Annotated in this window: 20 protein-coding genes; 9 read left to right on the top strand and 11 right to left on the bottom strand. The window is 72.6% G+C overall.

Annotated features, from left to right (window positions below):
* Nucleotides 1-21: 21 nt before the first annotated feature.
* Genes ABD236_RS26350 through ABD236_RS26335 form a run of 4 tightly spaced genes read left to right on the top strand, consistent with a single transcriptional unit; the run spans nucleotide 22 to nucleotide 3,819 of the window.
* Nucleotides 22-837 carry a polysaccharide deacetylase family protein gene (locus ABD236_RS26350; protein WP_425543965.1) on the top strand — a complete coding sequence of 272 codons (816 nt, stop codon included), beginning with the start codon at nucleotides 22-24 and terminating at the stop codon, nucleotides 835-837.
* Complete coding sequence (locus ABD236_RS26345) at nucleotides 834-2,000, top strand: glycosyltransferase (protein ID WP_344077600.1); 1,167 nt, start codon at nucleotides 834-836, stop codon at nucleotides 1,998-2,000. The genes ABD236_RS26350 and ABD236_RS26345 overlap by 4 nt, the downstream gene beginning before the upstream one ends.
* Nucleotides 1,997-2,641, top strand: coding sequence for a YveK family protein (locus ABD236_RS26340; RefSeq protein ID WP_425543960.1), 645 nt, complete (start codon nucleotides 1,997-1,999; stop codon nucleotides 2,639-2,641). Before ABD236_RS26345 ends, ABD236_RS26340 begins: the two co-directional genes overlap by 4 nt.
* A complete protein-coding gene (locus tag ABD236_RS26335; RefSeq protein WP_344077598.1) occupies nucleotides 2,638-3,819 on the top strand; it encodes a GNAT family N-acetyltransferase in 1,182 nt (393 codons plus the stop codon). The genes ABD236_RS26340 and ABD236_RS26335 overlap by 4 nt, the downstream gene beginning before the upstream one ends.
* On the opposite strand, the gene ABD236_RS26330 is transcribed toward ABD236_RS26335, so the two are convergent.
* The 4 genes from ABD236_RS26330 to ABD236_RS26315 are packed head-to-tail and all read right to left on the bottom strand — an operon-like array spanning nucleotide 3,750 to nucleotide 6,591.
* On the bottom strand, nucleotides 3,750-4,619 hold the full coding sequence (locus ABD236_RS26330) for a class I SAM-dependent methyltransferase (RefSeq protein WP_344077596.1): 870 nt from the start codon (nucleotides 4,617-4,619) through the stop codon (nucleotides 3,750-3,752). The genes ABD236_RS26335 and ABD236_RS26330 overlap by 70 nt on opposite strands.
* A gap of 30 nt (nucleotides 4,620-4,649) precedes the next feature.
* Complete coding sequence (locus ABD236_RS26325) at nucleotides 4,650-4,994, bottom strand: VOC family protein (protein WP_344077594.1); 345 nt, start codon at nucleotides 4,992-4,994, stop codon at nucleotides 4,650-4,652.
* 1 nt (nucleotide 4,995) lies between these two features.
* Nucleotides 4,996-5,175: a CopG family transcriptional regulator gene (locus ABD236_RS26320; RefSeq protein ID WP_344077592.1), complete on the bottom strand. Its 180-nt coding sequence runs from the start codon at nucleotides 5,173-5,175 to the stop codon at nucleotides 4,996-4,998.
* A gap of 48 nt (nucleotides 5,176-5,223) precedes the next feature.
* Nucleotides 5,224-6,591, bottom strand: a complete 1,368-nt coding sequence (locus tag ABD236_RS26315; protein ID WP_425543959.1) for a glycoside hydrolase family 26 protein — start codon at nucleotides 6,589-6,591, stop codon at nucleotides 5,224-5,226.
* A gap of 222 nt (nucleotides 6,592-6,813) precedes the next feature.
* On the opposite strand from ABD236_RS26315, the gene ABD236_RS26310 reads away from it, so the two are divergent.
* Nucleotides 6,814-7,446: a hypothetical protein gene (locus tag ABD236_RS26310; protein ID WP_344077590.1), complete on the top strand. Its 633-nt coding sequence runs from the start codon at nucleotides 6,814-6,816 to the stop codon at nucleotides 7,444-7,446.
* Nucleotides 7,447-7,637: 191 nt separating this feature from the next.
* On the opposite strand, the gene ABD236_RS26305 is transcribed toward ABD236_RS26310, so the two are convergent.
* From ABD236_RS26305 to ABD236_RS26295, 3 genes are all read right to left on the bottom strand, one after another.
* A complete protein-coding gene (locus ABD236_RS26305) occupies nucleotides 7,638-9,080 on the bottom strand; it encodes a chaplin (RefSeq protein ID WP_344077587.1) in 1,443 nt (480 codons plus the stop codon).
* A 173-nt stretch (nucleotides 9,081-9,253) separates the two neighbouring features.
* Nucleotides 9,254-9,478: a chaplin gene (locus ABD236_RS26300; RefSeq protein WP_344077986.1), complete on the bottom strand. Its 225-nt coding sequence runs from the start codon at nucleotides 9,476-9,478 to the stop codon at nucleotides 9,254-9,256.
* A gap of 299 nt (nucleotides 9,479-9,777) precedes the next feature.
* Nucleotides 9,778-10,188: a rodlin gene (locus tag ABD236_RS26295; protein WP_344077584.1), complete on the bottom strand. Its 411-nt coding sequence runs from the start codon at nucleotides 10,186-10,188 to the stop codon at nucleotides 9,778-9,780.
* A gap of 193 nt (nucleotides 10,189-10,381) precedes the next feature.
* Here ABD236_RS26295 and ABD236_RS26290 point away from each other — a divergent pair, with 193 nt between their 5' ends.
* Nucleotides 10,382-10,789: a hypothetical protein gene (locus tag ABD236_RS26290; RefSeq protein ID WP_344077582.1), complete on the top strand. Its 408-nt coding sequence runs from the start codon at nucleotides 10,382-10,384 to the stop codon at nucleotides 10,787-10,789.
* 158 nt (nucleotides 10,790-10,947) lie between these two features.
* Nucleotides 10,948-11,358 (top strand): rodlin, encoded by a 411-nt coding sequence (locus ABD236_RS26285; protein WP_344077580.1) that lies wholly within the window; start codon nucleotides 10,948-10,950, stop codon nucleotides 11,356-11,358.
* Nucleotides 11,359-11,436: 78 nt separating this feature from the next.
* Here the strand turns inward: ABD236_RS26285 and ABD236_RS26280 are convergent, their stop codons facing one another.
* Complete coding sequence (locus tag ABD236_RS26280) at nucleotides 11,437-11,640, bottom strand: hypothetical protein (protein WP_344077578.1); 204 nt, start codon at nucleotides 11,638-11,640, stop codon at nucleotides 11,437-11,439.
* Nucleotides 11,641-11,817: 177 nt separating this feature from the next.
* On the opposite strand from ABD236_RS26280, the gene ABD236_RS26275 reads away from it, so the two are divergent.
* Both ABD236_RS26275 and ABD236_RS26270 read left to right on the top strand, forming a co-directional pair.
* Nucleotides 11,818-12,225 (top strand): rodlin, encoded by a 408-nt coding sequence (locus tag ABD236_RS26275; RefSeq protein ID WP_344077575.1) that lies wholly within the window; start codon nucleotides 11,818-11,820, stop codon nucleotides 12,223-12,225.
* A gap of 215 nt (nucleotides 12,226-12,440) precedes the next feature.
* Nucleotides 12,441-12,917, top strand: a complete 477-nt coding sequence (locus tag ABD236_RS26270) for a carboxymuconolactone decarboxylase family protein (RefSeq protein WP_344077572.1) — start codon at nucleotides 12,441-12,443, stop codon at nucleotides 12,915-12,917.
* Nucleotides 12,918-13,042: 125 nt separating this feature from the next.
* Here ABD236_RS26270 and ABD236_RS26265 read toward each other — a convergent pair whose 3' ends face one another.
* The 3 genes from ABD236_RS26265 to ABD236_RS26255 form a co-directional block, all read right to left on the bottom strand.
* Nucleotides 13,043-13,444 (bottom strand): DUF6009 family protein, encoded by a 402-nt coding sequence (locus ABD236_RS26265; protein WP_344077570.1) that lies wholly within the window; start codon nucleotides 13,442-13,444, stop codon nucleotides 13,043-13,045.
* Nucleotides 13,441-14,811: a DNA primase family protein gene (locus tag ABD236_RS26260; protein ID WP_344077984.1), complete on the bottom strand. Its 1,371-nt coding sequence runs from the start codon at nucleotides 14,809-14,811 to the stop codon at nucleotides 13,441-13,443. Before ABD236_RS26260 ends, ABD236_RS26265 begins: the two co-directional genes overlap by 4 nt.
* Before the next feature lie 272 nt (nucleotides 14,812-15,083).
* Nucleotides 15,084-16,211: a bifunctional DNA primase/polymerase gene (locus tag ABD236_RS26255; RefSeq protein WP_344077568.1), complete on the bottom strand. Its 1,128-nt coding sequence runs from the start codon at nucleotides 16,209-16,211 to the stop codon at nucleotides 15,084-15,086.
* Between the last annotated feature and the right edge of the window lie 345 nt (nucleotides 16,212-16,556).

Genomic DNA, 16,556 nt, shown 5'->3' with positions numbered 1-16,556 from the left:
ACCCCCGCCCTGTGGGCGGCGATGTACCACTCGGTCGGCGCCCGCGCCGACGCCCGCGAGGACGACCCGTACGACATCACCGTCACCCCCCGCCGCCTGGAGCGACAGCTGCGCTGGCTGCGCGCCCGGGGCCTGCTCGGCGTCGGCATGGCCCAGCTGCTGCGCGCCCGCGCCGCCGGCGGCGGCACCCACTTGGTCGGCCTCACCTTCGACGACGGGTACGCCGACTTCACCGAGGAGGCGCTGCCGCTGCTGCGCCGCTACGACTGCACGGCCACCGTGTTCGCCCTGCCCGGGCGCCTGGGCGGCAGCAACGCGTGGGACCCGCGCGGCCCGCGCCGCCCCCTCCTCGACGAGGACGGCATCCGGCGCGCCCTGACGTGGGGCATGGAGATCGGCTCGCACGGCCTGCTCCACACCGACCTCACCACCGCCGACGACGCCACCCTGCGCCGCGAGACCACCGAGAGCCGCGCCCTGCTGCGCGCCCTGACCGGCCGCGAGGTGGCGGGCTTCTGCTACCCGTACGGAACCGTCGACCAGCGGGCCGCCGACGCGGTCCGCGCGGCCGGCTACCGCTACGCCTGCGCCATCGACCCCGGCCCCCTGACCGGCCGTTACGCCCTGCCCCGCGTCCACATCGGCGAGCGCGACACCAGCGTGCGCCTGCACCTCAAACGCGCCCTGCACCGCTGGCGCCGCCGCCCGCCCGGCGACGGCCCGGGCGCGGGCTTCCTGCCCGAGGACCGCCCGCCCGTCCTCGGCCCGCCCCGCCCCTCGCGGGACGAGAACACGAGCGCCGAGACCCGCCCCGGCCCGGATGCGGAGGCACGGTGAGAGTCCTGCACGTCATCACCGGCCTCGCCACCGGCGGCGCCGAACAGCAACTGCGCCTGCTCCTGCCCCGGCTGCCCGCCGAGTGCGAGGTGGTCACCCTCACCAACCCGGGCGCCGTCGCCGAGGGCCTTGCCGCCGACGGCGTCGAGGTCCGCCACCTCGGCATGGGCGGCAACCGCGATGTGAGCGCCCTGCCCCGCCTCACCCGCCTGATCCGCCAGGGCCGTTACGACCTGGTCCACACCCACCTCTACCGCGCCTGCCTGTACGGAAGAGCCGCCGCCCGCCTCGCCGGCGTCCGCGTGGTCGTCGCCACCGAGCACTCCCTGGGCGCCGCCACCATCGAGGGCCGCCCGCTGGGCGCCGGGGTCCGCGCCCTGTATCTGGCCTCCGAACGCCTGGGCACCTCCACGGTCGCCGTCTCCGCGACGATCGCCCGGCGGCTGCGCGAGTGGGGCGTGCCCGCCCGCCGCATCCACGTCGTCCCCAACGGCATCGACGCGGACCGCTTCCGCTTCGACGCGCTCGTACGGTCCAGGGCCCGCGCCCTGCTGGGCCTGCCCCAGGACGCGTACGTCATCGGCGGGGTCGGCCGCCTGGTCGCGGGCAAACGCTTCGACGTCCTCCTGCGCGCCCTGCCCCACCTCCCGAACGCCCACCTCCTCCTGGTCGGCGGCGGCGAACAAGAACCGGTACTGCGGGCGCTGGCCGCGCGCCTGAACGTGAGCGACCGGGTGTGCTTCGCGGGCGAGTGCGCCTACGAGAGCCCGGGCGGCGGCCTCGACCTGCCCGCGCTGCTCGCCGCGATGGACCTGCTCGCCTCCCCCTCCGCCGACGAGGCGTTCGGCCTGGCGGTGGTGGAGGCCCTGGCCGCGGGCCTCCCGGTCGTCTACGCGACCTGCCCCGCCGTCGACGACCTGCCCCCCGGCCAGGCCCCGGGCGCGCAACGCACCGACGCGCCGTCCTTCGTCCAGACCCTGCGGACCGCCTGCGCCACACCCCCCGGCCGGCGCCTGCCCGTACCCCCCGCTGTCACCCACTACTCCCTCACCACGGCGGCGGCCCGCCTGACCGCCGTCTACGAGGCGGCCCTGCACGGCACGCCCCCCGTCCTCGGCACACCCTCCCCCTCCCCCGTCACCCAAGGAGCGAGCGCACGATGAGCGAATTCCCCAGCCCGTGGCGCCGGATGCGCGCCCACCCGGGCGCGCGGCCGCTGCCGAGGTGGTGGCCGGTGCCGGTGTGCGCGCTGGCCGGCGCCCTCGCGGGCGGTGTGTACGGGCTGGCGCGGCCCGCCGAGTACACCGCGACCAGCTATGTGGTGGTCACCCCCACCGACAAGTCGGACCCGGCCACCGCCCTCGGCTTCGCCCAGGCCTACGGCCGGGTCGCCACCCAGGTCGCGGTGATCGGCGACGCCCAGGCCTGGGCGGGCGTCCCCGCCGACACGATCCGCCGCAACGTGCAGACGGCGACCTCCCCGGACGCGCCGATGATCGCCATCACCGGCACCTCGGGGCGGCCGGGCGAGGCCGCCGACATCGCCAACGCGGTGGCCCGTGCGCTGACCGTCAACGGCGAGCACACCGAGGAGAGCACGGGGGTGCGGCTGGTGCAGTTCTCGCGCGCGGCCAAGCCCGTCGACCCGTCGTCGGCGCCCGCTTCCCTGACCGCCCTGGTCGGCGGCTGCGCCGGGGGCCTGACCGGCGGGCTGATCCTGCTGGTGCGCCCCAAGCGGCGCGAGCCGGCGCCCGTCCCGGCCCCGGCCCTGCCCTCTGGGGTGCCCTACGGCGGCGCGCGGTGACGGTCACGACCGCCCCGGCCGGCACCGCCCTGGTGGCCGAAGTGTGCAAGGACGGCGGCCGGTTCGCGGCCCTCGCCCCCGAGTGGCGGCGCCTGCACGGCCGCTGCCGCACGGCGACGCCGTTCCAGAGCCACGCGTGGCTGTACTCGTGGTGGACGTCGTACGGCGTGGCCGGGCGGCTGCGGGTGGTGCTGGTGCGCCGGGACGGCGAACTGGTCGCCGCGGCCCCGCTGATGCTGGCCTTCCGCCCCTTCCGCACCCTGGTACCGCTGGGCGGCGCGATCACCGACTTCACGGACGTGCTGCTCGACGACGCCTGCGCGCCCGAGGCGGCCCGCGCGCTGGTGGCGGCGGTGCGCGAGGCGGCGGGCGGCGCGCTGGTGGACCTGCGCGAGGTGCGCCCGGGCGGCGCGGCCGAACTGCTGCACGCCCACTGGCCGGGGGTGCGCGCGAGCCTGCCGGACTCGGCGTGCCTGGAGCTGCCCGCGGCCCCGATGGACGACCTCCTCACCCGGCTCGCCGCGAAACCGGCCCAGCGGGTGCGCGCCAAACTCCGCAGGATCGACACCCTCGGCGTGCACGAGCGGGCGGTGGCGCCCGAGGAGGTGGAAGCCACCCTCGAATCCCTCCTGATCCTGCACCGGTTGCAGTGGCGCGGACGCGGGGTCACGCGCGAGCACGTGCGCCCCCGGTTCGCCGAACACCTCACCCGCTCGGCCCGGCTGATGGTGGCCCACGGCGAGGCCGTCCTGACCGAGTTCCGCCTCGACGGCGCGGTGGTGGCCGCCGAACTCACCCTCCAGTCACCCGCTCTCGCGGGCGGCTACCTCTACGGCGCCCACCCCCGTCTGCGCGAGCACAAGGTGGACGTGGCTGTGATGCTGATGCGCGCCTGCACCCGCCGCCTCGACGGCAGCGGCCGAAGCGTCCTGAGCATGCTGCGCGGCGACGAGCCGTACAAACACCACTGGCGCCCCGACACCCTGCGCAACCAGCGCTTCCTGCTGGCCCACGGCACCCGCGCGGCGCCCCTGCTGTGGTGGTGCGCGCGCTACGCGACGGCCCGGCGCCGGGCCGTCGCGTACGTACGTGAACTGCGGGCGGGGCGTCAGACGGTGGCCACCAGCACGTCCTCGCCGGTGGAGGGCCGCAAGCCGTCGGCGCGCCCGGCGAAGTAGCGCTCGGCGTGCTCGGCCGCCGACACATGGCGGACCTCGGCGAACCCGGCCGCGCGGGCCAAGGCCAGCATCTCGCCGGGCGTATAGAAGCTGAGGAACGGCGTGCCCGAGGCCCGCGCGCCCTCCTCGCTGGCCCGCATGCCCGGCCGGTCGGCCTCGTCGACGAGCTCGACCGGCAGCATGAACGTCATGGCGAGCACCGACCCGGGTGCCAGCGAGGCGATCTCGCGCAGGGTCGCGGCGGTGGCGTCCTTCGTCAGATACATGGAGACCCCGGTGGAGACGATCACCGCGGGCCGCGCCGGGTCGAACCCGGCGGCGGCCAGCTCCTCCCACCAGTCCTCGTGTCCCTCGAAGTCGACCGGCACCAGACGCAGCCACTCGGGAATGTCATGGCCCAGTTCGGCGAGCCGCCGGCGCTTCCAGGCCTGCGGCCCGGGCTGGTCGACCTCGAAGATCCGCAGCCGGGCGGCCAGCTCGGGCCGGCGCTGGGCGAAGGTGTCCAGGCCCGCGCCCAGGATGACGTACTGGGCCACCCCCCGCTCGGCCTGCTCGGCGAGCAGGTCCTCGACGAACCGCGCGCGGGCCGCGATGGCCGCGCGCAGCCCGCCGGTGGCCCGCGGGTCCATGTCCGGCCGCTCGCGCCAGCCGTCCTCGGGCGCGGCGATCCGCAGCCCGACGGCGTCCTCGACGACATGCGGCGCCGGGTCGACCTCCAGGTGCAGCGCCCGCCACAGCGCGGTCCGTACGGCGGTGTTGTCGGGCGCGGCAGCCCGCTCCCCCACGAGAACGTCTCCCATGATCTCCCCCTCGGTCTCTTGATCCCCTGGTCAGTCGGCGCGCGGAGCCTGGAGGCTCCACACCCGCCCGTCGGGGTCGCGGACGGTCATCTCCCTGGTCCCGTAGTGGGTGTCCTCGAACGGCGTGACCACGTCCAGGTCGGCGTCGGCGGGGAAGGCGTCCGCGTCGGGCACCTTCAGCACGATCCGCGTCTGCGGCTCCTGGTCCTTCGGCACCTCGGCGACGAAGACGTACGCGCCTTCGCCGTTGCGGAGCATGGCCGAGTTGTGGTCGGTCGCGAACTCCAGCTCGTAGCCGAGCGTCTGGAAGAACTTCGCCGCCCTGCCCCAGTTGTGGGTCGTCAGGAAGACGGCCTCGATTCCTTCGGTCGCCATGTCAGTTCTCCCCCTCGGTCGATGGCCGTGCGGCCTGGTGGGCGTCGTCGAGGTAGACCCGCAGCGCCTCGGCGACCAGCGCCGACAGCGACGTACCCGACTCGATGGCGCGGTACTTGACCTGCTTGATCAGTGAGATCGGCAGATACACGTTGAATTGCTTGACTTCCTCATCACCCACGACAGGGATGCTAGCAGGCTAGTGTGCTAGCAAGCTAGGCGCGTGGCCTCAGTGGGTGCGGCGCGCGTACCAGTCGAACCGCAGACAGAGCTTGCCGCCGAGCCAGTACTCGATCCACGGACCGAGGTCCATGGGCTGGCAGTTGGCCGGGGGCAGCGGGGCGGCGGCGGGCGGGTTGACCGGCGGCTTGACGGCGCTGACCGGCGGCGCGACGGTGCTCGGCGCGGGCGGCGCGACCGGGGGCGCGACAGGAGGAGTCACCGGAGGGGCGACGGGCGGGGCGACCGGGGGCGTGGCGGGCGGGGTCACGGGAGGCGTCACAGGCGGCGCAACCGGAGGTGTCGCCACCGGCGGAGTGACCGGCGGTGTCACGGGAGGGGTTACGGGCGGTGTCACGGGCGGGACCACCGGCGGGGTCGGGTTCGGTTCCGTACGCCCGAACAGCACCGACCGGTACACCTTCGCCGCCTTCGGATTGTCGTCGCACTGCCACACCCCGTGCGGGCAGTAGTCGGTGATGGTGTTGTAGAGCGGTTTGTGGACGTCCATCCATTCGAGCATGCGCCGCATGTATTCGGGATTGTCGCCGTTGCGGAAAAGCCCCCACTCCGGATAGGAGATCTGCTTCTTGTGCGCGGCGGCGAAGTCCACGTGCTGCTGGAGGCCGTACGGCTCCTTGACCTGTTCGTCGAAACTCCGCCCCGGCGGCTGGTCGTAGGAGTCCATGCCGATCACGTCCACGACGTCGTCACCGGGATAGCATTCCGTCCACGGTACGGCGTCCCGTCCCCGGCTCGGCGCGAAGTCGAAACGGAACTTCTGGCCGGGGACCGAGCGCATCGCGGTGACGACGCGCCGCCAGTATGTCTTCCAGGCCTCCGGGTCGGGTCCGCAGCGATGGGTGTACGTGGTGCCGTTCATCTCCCAGCCGAGCACGATGACCGTGTCCGGGATGTTCAACGCGACGAGGCGCTCGGCGAGTTTGCGGAAATGCTCGTCGAACTGCCCTTCCTGCCCCTGCCGCAGCAGCCGGCGAACGGTGTTGTCCCCCACCCCCTCCTCATTGCGCGCCTGCATCGGCACATTGAGGACGAAGAGCCGGTCCTGGCGCTGGCGCCGCCACTGCGCCCAGCTCTCCAGGAATCGCGCATGGCCTTCGATATCGTTCCAGGTCCCCCCGGCCAGATAGGTGTGACCGACTCTCAGATCGGCCCCGCCCAGCCATTTCTCCAGTTCCCCGATGCGCTGGACCCCTCGGTCGTCGGATTCCAGGAAGGCACCGAACCAGGCGGTGGAGGGGTGTTTGGGCCCCGGCTCAGCGCCACCGGCCGGTTCGGGGTCACGGCCCGGAGGGGATACGGCGAGGCACGAGACGAGCGCGCCGCCGGCCACCACGGCGCACAGAGCGCGCCGCACGGCGGCGACCGAGGGACCACTCCCCCGCCGATGCCGGCCCCGACCCCCCTTTCCACCCTTTCCCTCACTGGTATGTCCGTTGCGGTGCTTCCCCTGGCGCATGTCCACTCCTCCACGACGGATCCCCCATAACCGATATACCCGAGCAGAAAATATTCTTATTACGCTGATCGGGAAGATAATCAGTTGGATGCGTTGATCCCTCTATTGGGGTAGGCAGACATGTACGAGTACGACCTGATCGTCGTCGGCGCGGGCCCCTACGGCCGCTCGATCGCCGCCCACGCCACGGCGGCGGGCCTGCGTCTGCGCCTGCTGGGCCGCGCCCCGGCCCCGGTCGACGACCGCAGGGTCACGGCGGTCCGCCCGTACGGCCGCGACGGCTTCGAGGTGGTGACGGCGGACGGCGAGAGCCTGCGCACCCGCACGGTGGCCCTGGCGGTGGGCCCCACCCCGTTCGAAGAGCCGAGGAGCATCCCGCAACCCCCGCCTCCACCAGGGCAGTTCCCCTTCGCCCCCACCCACCCGGCGCTGTTCCGCCGCCTCCCCACGGTCGTACGCGTCCTGCTCGCCGACCGGCTGACCACGGCGGCGGGCTACCGCCCGAGCACGGAACGCGTGACCCTGCTGTCGATGCCGGTACGCCGCCGCCTCAGCCGCACCCCCGACGCACCCCCCTGGGTGGACACCCGCTTCGAATCCGCCCACCCGGGTCTGTTCTTCGCGGGCCTGTTGACCACGGCGTTCTTCGGCCCGCTGATGGGATCGGCGCTCGGGGCGGACTTCACGGCCCGCCGCATCCTCAAGGGCGTCCGACGACGCCTGGGCACCGGGCCCTCGGCCCCGTCCGTGTGAAGTCACCGCCGATCGGGTGAACGCGGTCGGGTGGGGCGCTGCCGGTGTGGTGCACTGAAAGGTGCGTGAACGGTGCTGGTCCGCCAGCCGTCGGCTTCCTGCCGTGGGCGAGCACCTTCGATGTGACGGTACGTCACCGTCCCCCCGTGGCCGGGAGAGCGCCCTCCTGCTCTCCCGGCCTCCTTCTTGACCTACCTGGTGGCGCGGGCCGCGACCGTCCCGCGGCGGTAGAGGATCCCGCCGCCGATCAGCAGCGCGGCGGCGGCCGCTCCGGCCGCGCCCAGCAGGTCCGCGTCACCGCCGGTCGCGGCGAGCTGCGCACGCTCGGGCGCCTCGTGGACGGCGGGGGCCGCGTGCCGGGGCGTGTACGGGCGTACGGGCTGCTGCGGCGGCATCGCCCGGGTCGCCGGCGGCGTCACGGCCTGCGCGGGCACCTCGGGCCCGGCGGTCTCCGGCGTGTGCAGGGGCGGGTGCGCCGGGGGCTGCTCGGCCTGCGGCGGGACCGTCACCGGCGGCGTCACCTTCGGCGGCGAGGCCACGGGCGGCTGCGCCACCGGCGGTTGGACGGCCGGGGGCTGAGCAACCGGGGGCTGGGCCACGGGCGGCTGCGGCGCGGGCGGCACCTCGGCAACCGGCGGCTTGGGGGCCGGCGGCTTGGGCATGGCCGGGCGGTGGTGCGCCGGTGGCGTCACGGGAACGTGGTGGACGGGCGGCGCCGCATGCTCGTGGTGCACCGGCGGCGTCGGGGCCGGAACGTGGTGCACCGGCGGCTTCGGCGCGGGGGCGTCGTGCGTGACCGGGTGGTGCGGCTTGGGCGCCTCGTGCGGCTTCGGCGCGTGGTGCGGCTTCGGCGCCTGGTGGGGCTTGGGCGCGTGGGCCGCGGGCGGGTGCTCCACGGGCTGCGGTACGGGCGTGTGCGCCACCGGCGGGCGCGGCGCGGGGTGGTGGGGCGCCTGCGGAGGAACGACCGCGCGGTGGGTGGGGTGCGGCGGGCGGGCGTGGCGCGGGCCGCCGCCGCCCTCCTTGTTCGCGCACGCGTTGCCGAACGCCGGGTTGAGCAGCGCGATGATGTTGACGGTGTTGCCGCACAGGTTGACCGGCGCCTTCACCGGCGCCTGGATCGCGTTGCCGGACAGGACGCCCGGGGAGCCGTGCGCCTCACCGTGCGTGCCGGAGGGGCCGGCGTGGCGATGCTCCTCGTGGCGGTACTCGTCCCGCCGGTAGTCGTCGCCGTGGCGGTCGTCCCCGCCGTACTCGCCCCCGTAGCCGGTCTCGCGCCCGTACCCGCGGTCGTGGTCACGGTCGCGCCCGTAGTCGCGGCGGTCGTCGTCGCCGTACCCCGCGCCGCGCCCGTCCCCGTACGACCCGCGCCCGTCCCGGTCCTCGTCCTCGCGCTCGTCCATGTACCGCCGGTACGCGTGCTCGTACGCCCGCTCATAGGCGTCCTCGTCGTCCGAGCCGTGCGAACACTCGTTGCCGAACGACGGGTTGAGGGCCGCCACCGGGTCGACCGTGTTGCCGCAGGCGTTCACCGGAACGTCCAGCGGGGCCTGAATGGAGTTGCCGGACAGGACACCCGGAGAATCCCCGGTCTCGGAATGCGCGTCCGCCGCGTGGGCGCAGGCTCCGCTCATGGAGAGAACGCTGGTCGCCGCCATGGCGGTGAACAGCGTCTTTTTGATGACCTGTCGCAATGCGGTGCCTTCCTGGGGGCTCACGGTCTGTTCGCGCTCTCGGCTGGGGAGCCGGCTTCGGGGTATGCCGCCGCACGTCCCGAAGCCGGCGGGAAAGAATCCCTGGTGCGGTGTCAGTCGTTCTTGCACTCGTTGCCGAACGCGGGGTTCAGCAGCGCGATGATGTTGATGGTGTTGCCGCACACGTTCACCGGAACGTGGACCGGCACCTGGATGACGTTGCCCGAGATGACACCCGGGGAGTTGTGCGCCTCACCGCGGGCGCCCGCGTCGGCGAGAGCCGGGGTGGCCGCACCCGCGGCCATGACGAGGCCGGCCAGGACGGTGGCGGTCTTCATGTACTTCACTTGTTTCTCTTTCCTCTGAGAAAGGCCGCGCAACGAATTGTTGCGCGCGGCGCACAGGAGAGGCACCGCTGACGGATTGATAACGATCCGGCCCGGTAAAGGAAACCAGCGCCGGGGGCCGCACCCCATATTCACTCGCTTGGCAGCCCTGCCGTACCGGGCGGGAACACCCGTGACCGGCTAAGAGAACAAACACAGACAAAGCACGGAAAGAAAACGAGGCTGCCGGCACCCCGGGAAAGGAGGTGCCGGCAGCCCGGTCAATCAGTGAACTCGCCGAAAAGCGGAGATCAGCTGCCGACGGCGCCGTTGCCCGAGAGGACCGGGATGTTGTCGAGGACGTGCGACAGGGGCTCGTCCTTCTTCGACTCGGTCGAGTTCTCGGTGCACTGCTGGTTCTGCTGCGGGGACAGGATCGGGATGTCCTGGACACCGATGTTGAGCAGGGCGATGAGCGACTGCACGTTGAGCTTCTGGAGCAGACCGATGCACGGCTTGTTCAGCGAGCCCTGGACCAGGCTGAGCTGCGGGCTCATGTCGCCCTCGGTCTTCTGGTTGCCGTAGACCTGCTTCGAGCCGTTGCCGCTGTACGCCGTGGAGCCGTTCTCGTTCCCGATGGCCATGGCCTGAGGAGCGGTGACGGCCGCGGCACCGAGGATGGACGCGGTGACCGCCGTAGCCGCCATAACCTTCTTGATCACAGGGTGTTCCTTTTCTGGAGAGAGGAGTTCACGCGTTTACCGCACTCCGATCAACTGCCTTGGTGTTGTTTAGTGACGCCCATTCACCCGATCGGTGGGGAACCGAATTCGCGCTGCCATGCGGCGCGCCACGGGGGCGCACGTATGCAGGCCGTTTATCATTCCGTTTCGTTTCTCACCCACAGGAGGCCCTTTGAAGCGCGCGAGCGCGGCTGACGCGGGGACCGGCAGACGCCGGCGCCGCGGTTTCTGGAGCGAGAGGGAGCTCAGGCTCGTCGACCGGCTGGCGGCCCTGCACCACCAGCTGGACGCCCTGCACCAGGAACGCGCCGCCCTGATCTCGTACGTGGCGCGACTGCACGGCGGCGATGTCACCGCCGAGCGTACGGGCTGGTCGCTGGTGCACGTGCACACGGCGGCCGGACGGCTGTCCTGGCGGGTGGCACCGGACGACTGGCATCTGTTCGCCGGTCTCGGCGAGCGAACGCCCGCCCCGGCTCCCGCCCCGCCCTCCCACCTGCGCACCGCCGAGACGAACACCCGGCTCTCGTTCCTGCATCTGCACCGCCGCCCCAACATGTCCACGGCGAAACGCGGTTGAGGCTTCCCCCATCCTCCCGCGCGCGGGAGGCCGCATGACTTCGGCCGTACGGGTGAAGGCGGGAAACCAAAGGGCGACAAGTCAGTTGACCAGATAGCTCCGACAGCTCCGGAGGGGGCCTCCATTCCGGACGGGGCATCATCAAGGAAGGGACCAGCGTGCTCAAGAAGGCTATGGCGGCAGTTGCCGTTTCCGCGTCCGTCGTCGGAGTTTCCGCGGCTGCGGCGCCCCAGGCCCTGGCCATCGGGAACGAGAACGGCTCCACCGCGTACAACGGCAACCACGCGATGCAGTCCTACGGCAACTCCGCCACCTACGGCGACATGAGCCCGCAGATCGCGCTCATTCAGGGCTCCTTCAACAAGCCCTGTATCGCCCTGCCCGCGAAGGCCAACCTGCAGTCGCTGCTCGCGCTCATCAACATCGGCGTGCAGGACATCCCGATCCTGTCCCCGCAGCAGACCCAGCAGTGCACCGAGAACTCGACCCAGGCCAAGGGCGACGAGCCGCTCTCGCACATCCTCAACAACATCCCGATCCTGTCGGGGAACGCCGCGCACGACAGCTGATCCGCACCGGGCGAAGGGCCGGGCCACCGTCACCGGTGGCCCGGCCCTTCGCCGTACCCGCCCGCCCCCAGGGGCTTTTCAGGCGGGCCAGCAGGGGCGGGTCACCAGCGCCCGCCACTCCCGGTCGGGGCCGCCGGGCAGGGTGCGGCCCTGGGCGGCCCAGGACGCGGCGAGCTGCTGGTAGATGGGCGGCCCGGCGGCGGGCGCGGGCGGCGGGGCGCTCTCCTTGCGGCTGGCGGGGATGAACGCCTGTCGGTGCCAGGGGCGTTCGGGCTCCGGCATGTAGGTCACCTCGAATTCGCGGGAGGGTTCGCCGACACCCTTACCGTGCCGCGCGCCCGTTCACGGCCCCGATCGGCCAAACGGGCTATTCATCGTCACGGACAGCAACCGCTGCCCGCCGTGTCCGTTGATGCCTACAGATCTCCGCCCGTGGAGTTCGACTAACGAGGAGCCAACATGCAGAAGTTGTGGTCGGCCACGACCGTCGCCGCAGCCGTGTCCGGTGTCACGATGATGGTGGCGCCCCAGGCGATGGCCATCGGGAACGAGGACGGATCCACGGCGTTCAGCGGGAACGAGAGCCAGCAGGAGTACGGCAACTCCACGGCCGCGGGCGACATGAGCCCCCAGATGACTCTCGTCCAGGGCACCCTGGACAAGCTGTGCGTCGGCGCGCTCCAGAAGGTCAACGTGCAGTCCGTCCTCGCCCTCATCAACATCGGCGTGCAGGACATCCCGATCCTGTCCCCGCAGCAGAACCAGCAGTGCACCGAGAACTCCAGCGAGACCAAGAAGGACGAGCCGCTCTCGCACATCCTGGACAACATCCCGGTCCTGTCGGGCAACGGCGCCAGCGGCAGCTGAGTCCCGTTGCGGCCCGCGCGGCCGTCCGGACCCGCCGGGCTGCCGGCACCGCCCCTCGAGGGCTGGTGCCGGCAGCCCGGTCTTTTCCCGTTCCGTACGCTTTTCGGCCCGCCGGGAGCGTCCCGTTCGCCGCACTGGCTCGTTGGTCCACATGAGAAAGAGAGTCCCCCGAGGGACGAGCACCGGCCCGTGCGACGAGCACAAGGAGGCACCCCATGACCGCCCCGACCACCCAGCGCCCCGCCCGGATGCGCAACCCCGCCGTCGTCCTGCCCGCCGCGATGCGCCCCCTGCTGGACGTGTACGAGGCCGCCAAGCAGGGCGGCGTGCCGCAGTCCACCCTGGAGCTGGTGCATCTGCGGGCCAGCCAGATCAACGGGTGCGGCTACTGCGTGCACGGGGGCGTGGTGAGCGCCAAGAAGGGCGGGGAGAGCGACGAGCGGCTGCACGCGGTGGCCGCCTGGCGCGAGTCGGGCCTGTTCACCGCGCCCGAGCGGGCGGCGCTCGCCCTCGCCGAGGCCGCGACCCGCCTCGCCGACCGCCCCGACGGGGTGCCGGACGCGGTGTGGGAGGAGGCCGCCGCGCACTACGACGAGCGGCAGCTGGCCGCCCTCACCCTGCTGATCGCGCTGACGAACCTGTTCAACCGGCTCAACGCGACGACCCGCCAGCCGGCCGGGGCCACCTGGTAGACACGGCCGCCACCCGACGGACGCGGCGCCTGCCACCCGTACGCGCACACCGGTCGCGCGGGCCCGCGGATCACTCGTACCCGCCGGTGGAGCGCCTCTTCTCGGAGCGCCGGAGCGCCGGAGCGTCAGAGCGGCAGCGTTATCCCGAGCTCGCGCATCGCCGACGACGGCGGCCCGCCCTCCGAGCGCTCCGTCTTGCGGCCCTTGCTGCCCGGCGCCAGCGTGCGCGGGTCGATCGCCTCGGCCGGCGCGCCCGTCGCGTACAGCCCGTCCGGCTCGCTGTCCCGGTCGTGCGGCAGCACCCAGAACACCCGGCGGCGCCAGGTGCCCGAGGACGGCGACGCCTTCGCCTTGGGGCCCAGCAGCGCGTAGCCCACCATCCGCCCGTCGCGGTGGTAGGCGGGCTTGCTGCGCCGCGTCGGCAGCCGGTCCAGGCTCTGGCGCACATAGTCCAGGGCCGAGATGTCCTCCAGCCAGACCAGCTCGGTCTCGTGGCTGATCTCGTCGTCGGTGATCAGGGAGCTCATGCCCTCTCCTCGTCGGCGAGCAGTCCGATGCCCGGGTAGTACTTCCGCGAATTGGACAAGATCATCTCCTTGGGCGAGGCCAGCCCGACCAGTTCGCGTGCGCGCGCGGCGAACGCGCGGGAGGTGATGACGGGTGCCCCCTCATTCTGACACCAGGCCCGGTACGCGGCGTAGAGGCGGGTCTGCTCCGCCCGGTGGTCGGGGTGCAGGGCGCAGGTCTCCTCGAAGAAGCGCCCGGTGTGGTCCTCGGTCTCCGCGTACACGGTCGTCGCGATCCGTACGCGCTCGGGCCCGGTGAGGTCCTTGTCGCCGCCCAGATAGCGGCGCGCTCCCTCGATCAGCCAGTTCAGGATGCCCGGGCCCTCCTCGGTGACCAGGACGTCCGCCAGGTTGTCGATCTTGCGTTCGTCGGAGACGACCCGTTCGAAGGGAATCAGCCGCATCCGGCGCCAGAACGCGAAGCCGCCGGTGCCGACCTCGGGGCGGTGGTTGCCCAGCAGCCACAGCTTGTGGGTGGGCTGGAAGCTGAAGAAGTCCTGGCGCATCCGGCGGGCCTTGATGCGGTCGCCGCCGGTGAGCAGCTTGACGCGGGCCTCGTCGAACTTGTCGCCGGGCTTGACCTCGGAGCAGACGATCACGCGCCGCCCGTGCAGCTCGGCCAGGTCGGTGGGGTGCCCCTCGAAGGGGCGGGCCATCAGGAACCCGGGGGGCCCGGCGTCGGCGTAGTCGCCGAGCAGCTTCATCACCACGTCGAGCAGCACCGACTTGCCGTTCTTGCCCGATCCGAACAGGAACGGCATGATCTGCCCGCCCACGTCACCGGTGATCGAGTAGCCCAGCAGCAGATGCAGGAAGCCGATCATCTCCGCCGACTCGGCGTCCTCGCCGAACGTGTCGGTCAAGAACCGGTTCCAGCGCGGCGTCGGCATCTGCCGGGGCCCGGTCGAGGTCGAGCGGGAGTGGAAGTCCTTGTTGGGGTCGGGCGTGCGCAGCAGCCCGGTGCGCAGGTCGACGATCCCGGCGGGCGTGCACAGCGCGTACGGGTCGGCGTCGAGCAGCGAGGCGTTGAGCACCATGCCCGGGGCCGAACGGGCCTGCGCCAGCATCGCGTTCATCCCGGACGTCGACAGGGCCCGGCGGCGGTGCTGCTGGAGCGCCTGGGCGGTGTAGAGCCCGCGCGGGTCGCTGTCGGCGATGTTCTCGGCCAGGTCACCCGCCGCCCACATCACCGTGTCGTCCTCGTCGAGCTGCCAGCGGGTGGTGTCCCAGCGGTACCAGCCCAGGCCCGGGACATGCCGGTAGTCGTCCGCGAACAGCCGCACGAACAGCTTGGCGTTGCCCCGGTCGGTGAGCGTGTCGGGCAGCAGCCCGGCGGGGGTGGAGGAGGGGGGGTGCGGGGCCGTTGCGTCGGCCGGCGCCGGGGGCGGATCTTCGGCGGCCGCCTCAACGGATCCCGTACGGGCCTGAGAAGAGCCCTGAGAAGGGCCCTGGCTGCCCGTCTGAGCGGGCAACAGGGCTTCCCCGGCCCAGGGGTCGGCCGAGTGCGCCAGGATCTGCGAGGCGACCGTCTGCGGGTCGAAGTCGAAGAGCACGTCCTCCTGGCCCTGCCCGCGGCCGCCGCCGCCCTTGCCGGAGGCGCTCACGAGCGGCTCCGGAGCTCGAGGGGGCGGCGCGTGCCCGCGGCCATGCCGCCGCGCACGATGGCGCCGGCCCGGCGCTCCTGGCCCGGCCGCGCGTACTCGGCCGCCTCCAGCAGCACCCGCTCCCCCGCCTCATGGCCCAGATACCCGGCGGCGACCAGCCCGCCGACCGTGTACGCGGCCCGGTTCAGCTTGTCCGTGAAGCCCGCGCCCTCGGCCACGGCCGCGCAGTCGGCGACCTCGGCCAGGGCGGCGGCCAGCACCCGGGTCGCCTGCTCGCGGCCGCCACCGGCGGCGATGACGGCCTGACGGGCGCGGTTGGGGGCCGGCTGGCAGGCGGCGCGCTGAGCGGTCCTCAGATGCCCGGTGCGGGCCAGCTCGTCGGCCAGCCAGGAGGGCAGCTCAGCGGGATCCCCGGCGCCTTCCAGGGGCGTGTACGTCCCGGCCGGGGTGACGGTGCCGGGCGCCACGATGTAGCCGCCGTGCGCCCGTACGTCGACCTGCCAGGCCAGCGAACAGCCGCCCCCCTGGCCCACCGAGGAGTGCCATCGCCGGCCGTCCGGCACGGCCCGGTACCAGATGTGCAGCCCGCCCGAGGGCGTGCGCACCCGCAGGGTCGAGGCGTCGTCGGCCGGGCTCTGCTGGCCGCGCAGCGCGGCCAGGACGGCCAGCGTGTGGAAGCCGTTGGACAGGCCCCGCAGATCGACGTCGTCGTGGATCGGGATGCCCGGCAGGAGGCGGTCGCGGTCCGGAAGCGGCTGCGCGTGCACGTCGACGTCGATCACGACCAGGCCCGAGGCCCCGCACGCGACCCCGACGCCGAGGCCTGGGTCGCTGCCCCACCAGCGGTCGACCAGCGCGGGCTCGACGGTGGCGGCCCGGAAGCCGTGGCACCAGCGACCGGCGGCGACGCAGGCGCAGCCCTCGTGGCTGTGGCCCGGGCGGCGGCAGCGCGAGCAGTTGGCGACGGGCGTCTTCCGTCCGGGCCCCAGGGGGTGCACGGCCCAGTTCCGGGCGGCGCAGCCCCGGGCCAGGGCGTGCGGGCCCATCCCGGCGAGCTGGGCAAGCGTCGGCTCAGGCGCTGACTGCTCTGAGTCGCTGCGCGAAAACCGCAGCTCAGCAGTCATGTGGTTCCCCTACTCAGCGACTGAAGCGACTCAACGACGGACATAGGTTAGCGAAGCATCGGGGCGGGCGAGCGCAGGCCCAGGCAAAACGGCGGCCGTGTCGGGCACCGGGGAGCGACCCAGCGACCGGCGCAGTGACCGGCCCAGCTACTCGCCCAGCTACTCAACGAGCGGCAGCGACTGAAGGACAGCGACTGAGGATTTTTCAGTCGCTGTCTTCGGTGCTGTATAAAACCGCAGGTCAGAGGCCCTTTGAAGATCCAAAAGCGACTGACAGCGACTCAACTGCCCTTCTTATCAGCTGAACACGCGCACACGAGCAAAAACGCGATATCCGTAACTAAC

It is taken from the genome of Streptomyces crystallinus, from assembly GCF_039521265.1.
GTDB lineage: Bacteria > Actinomycetota > Actinomycetes > Streptomycetales > Streptomycetaceae > Streptomyces > Streptomyces crystallinus.
Note: the sequence above shows the minus strand (reverse complement) of the source record. Positions and strands in the feature narration are given on the sequence as shown.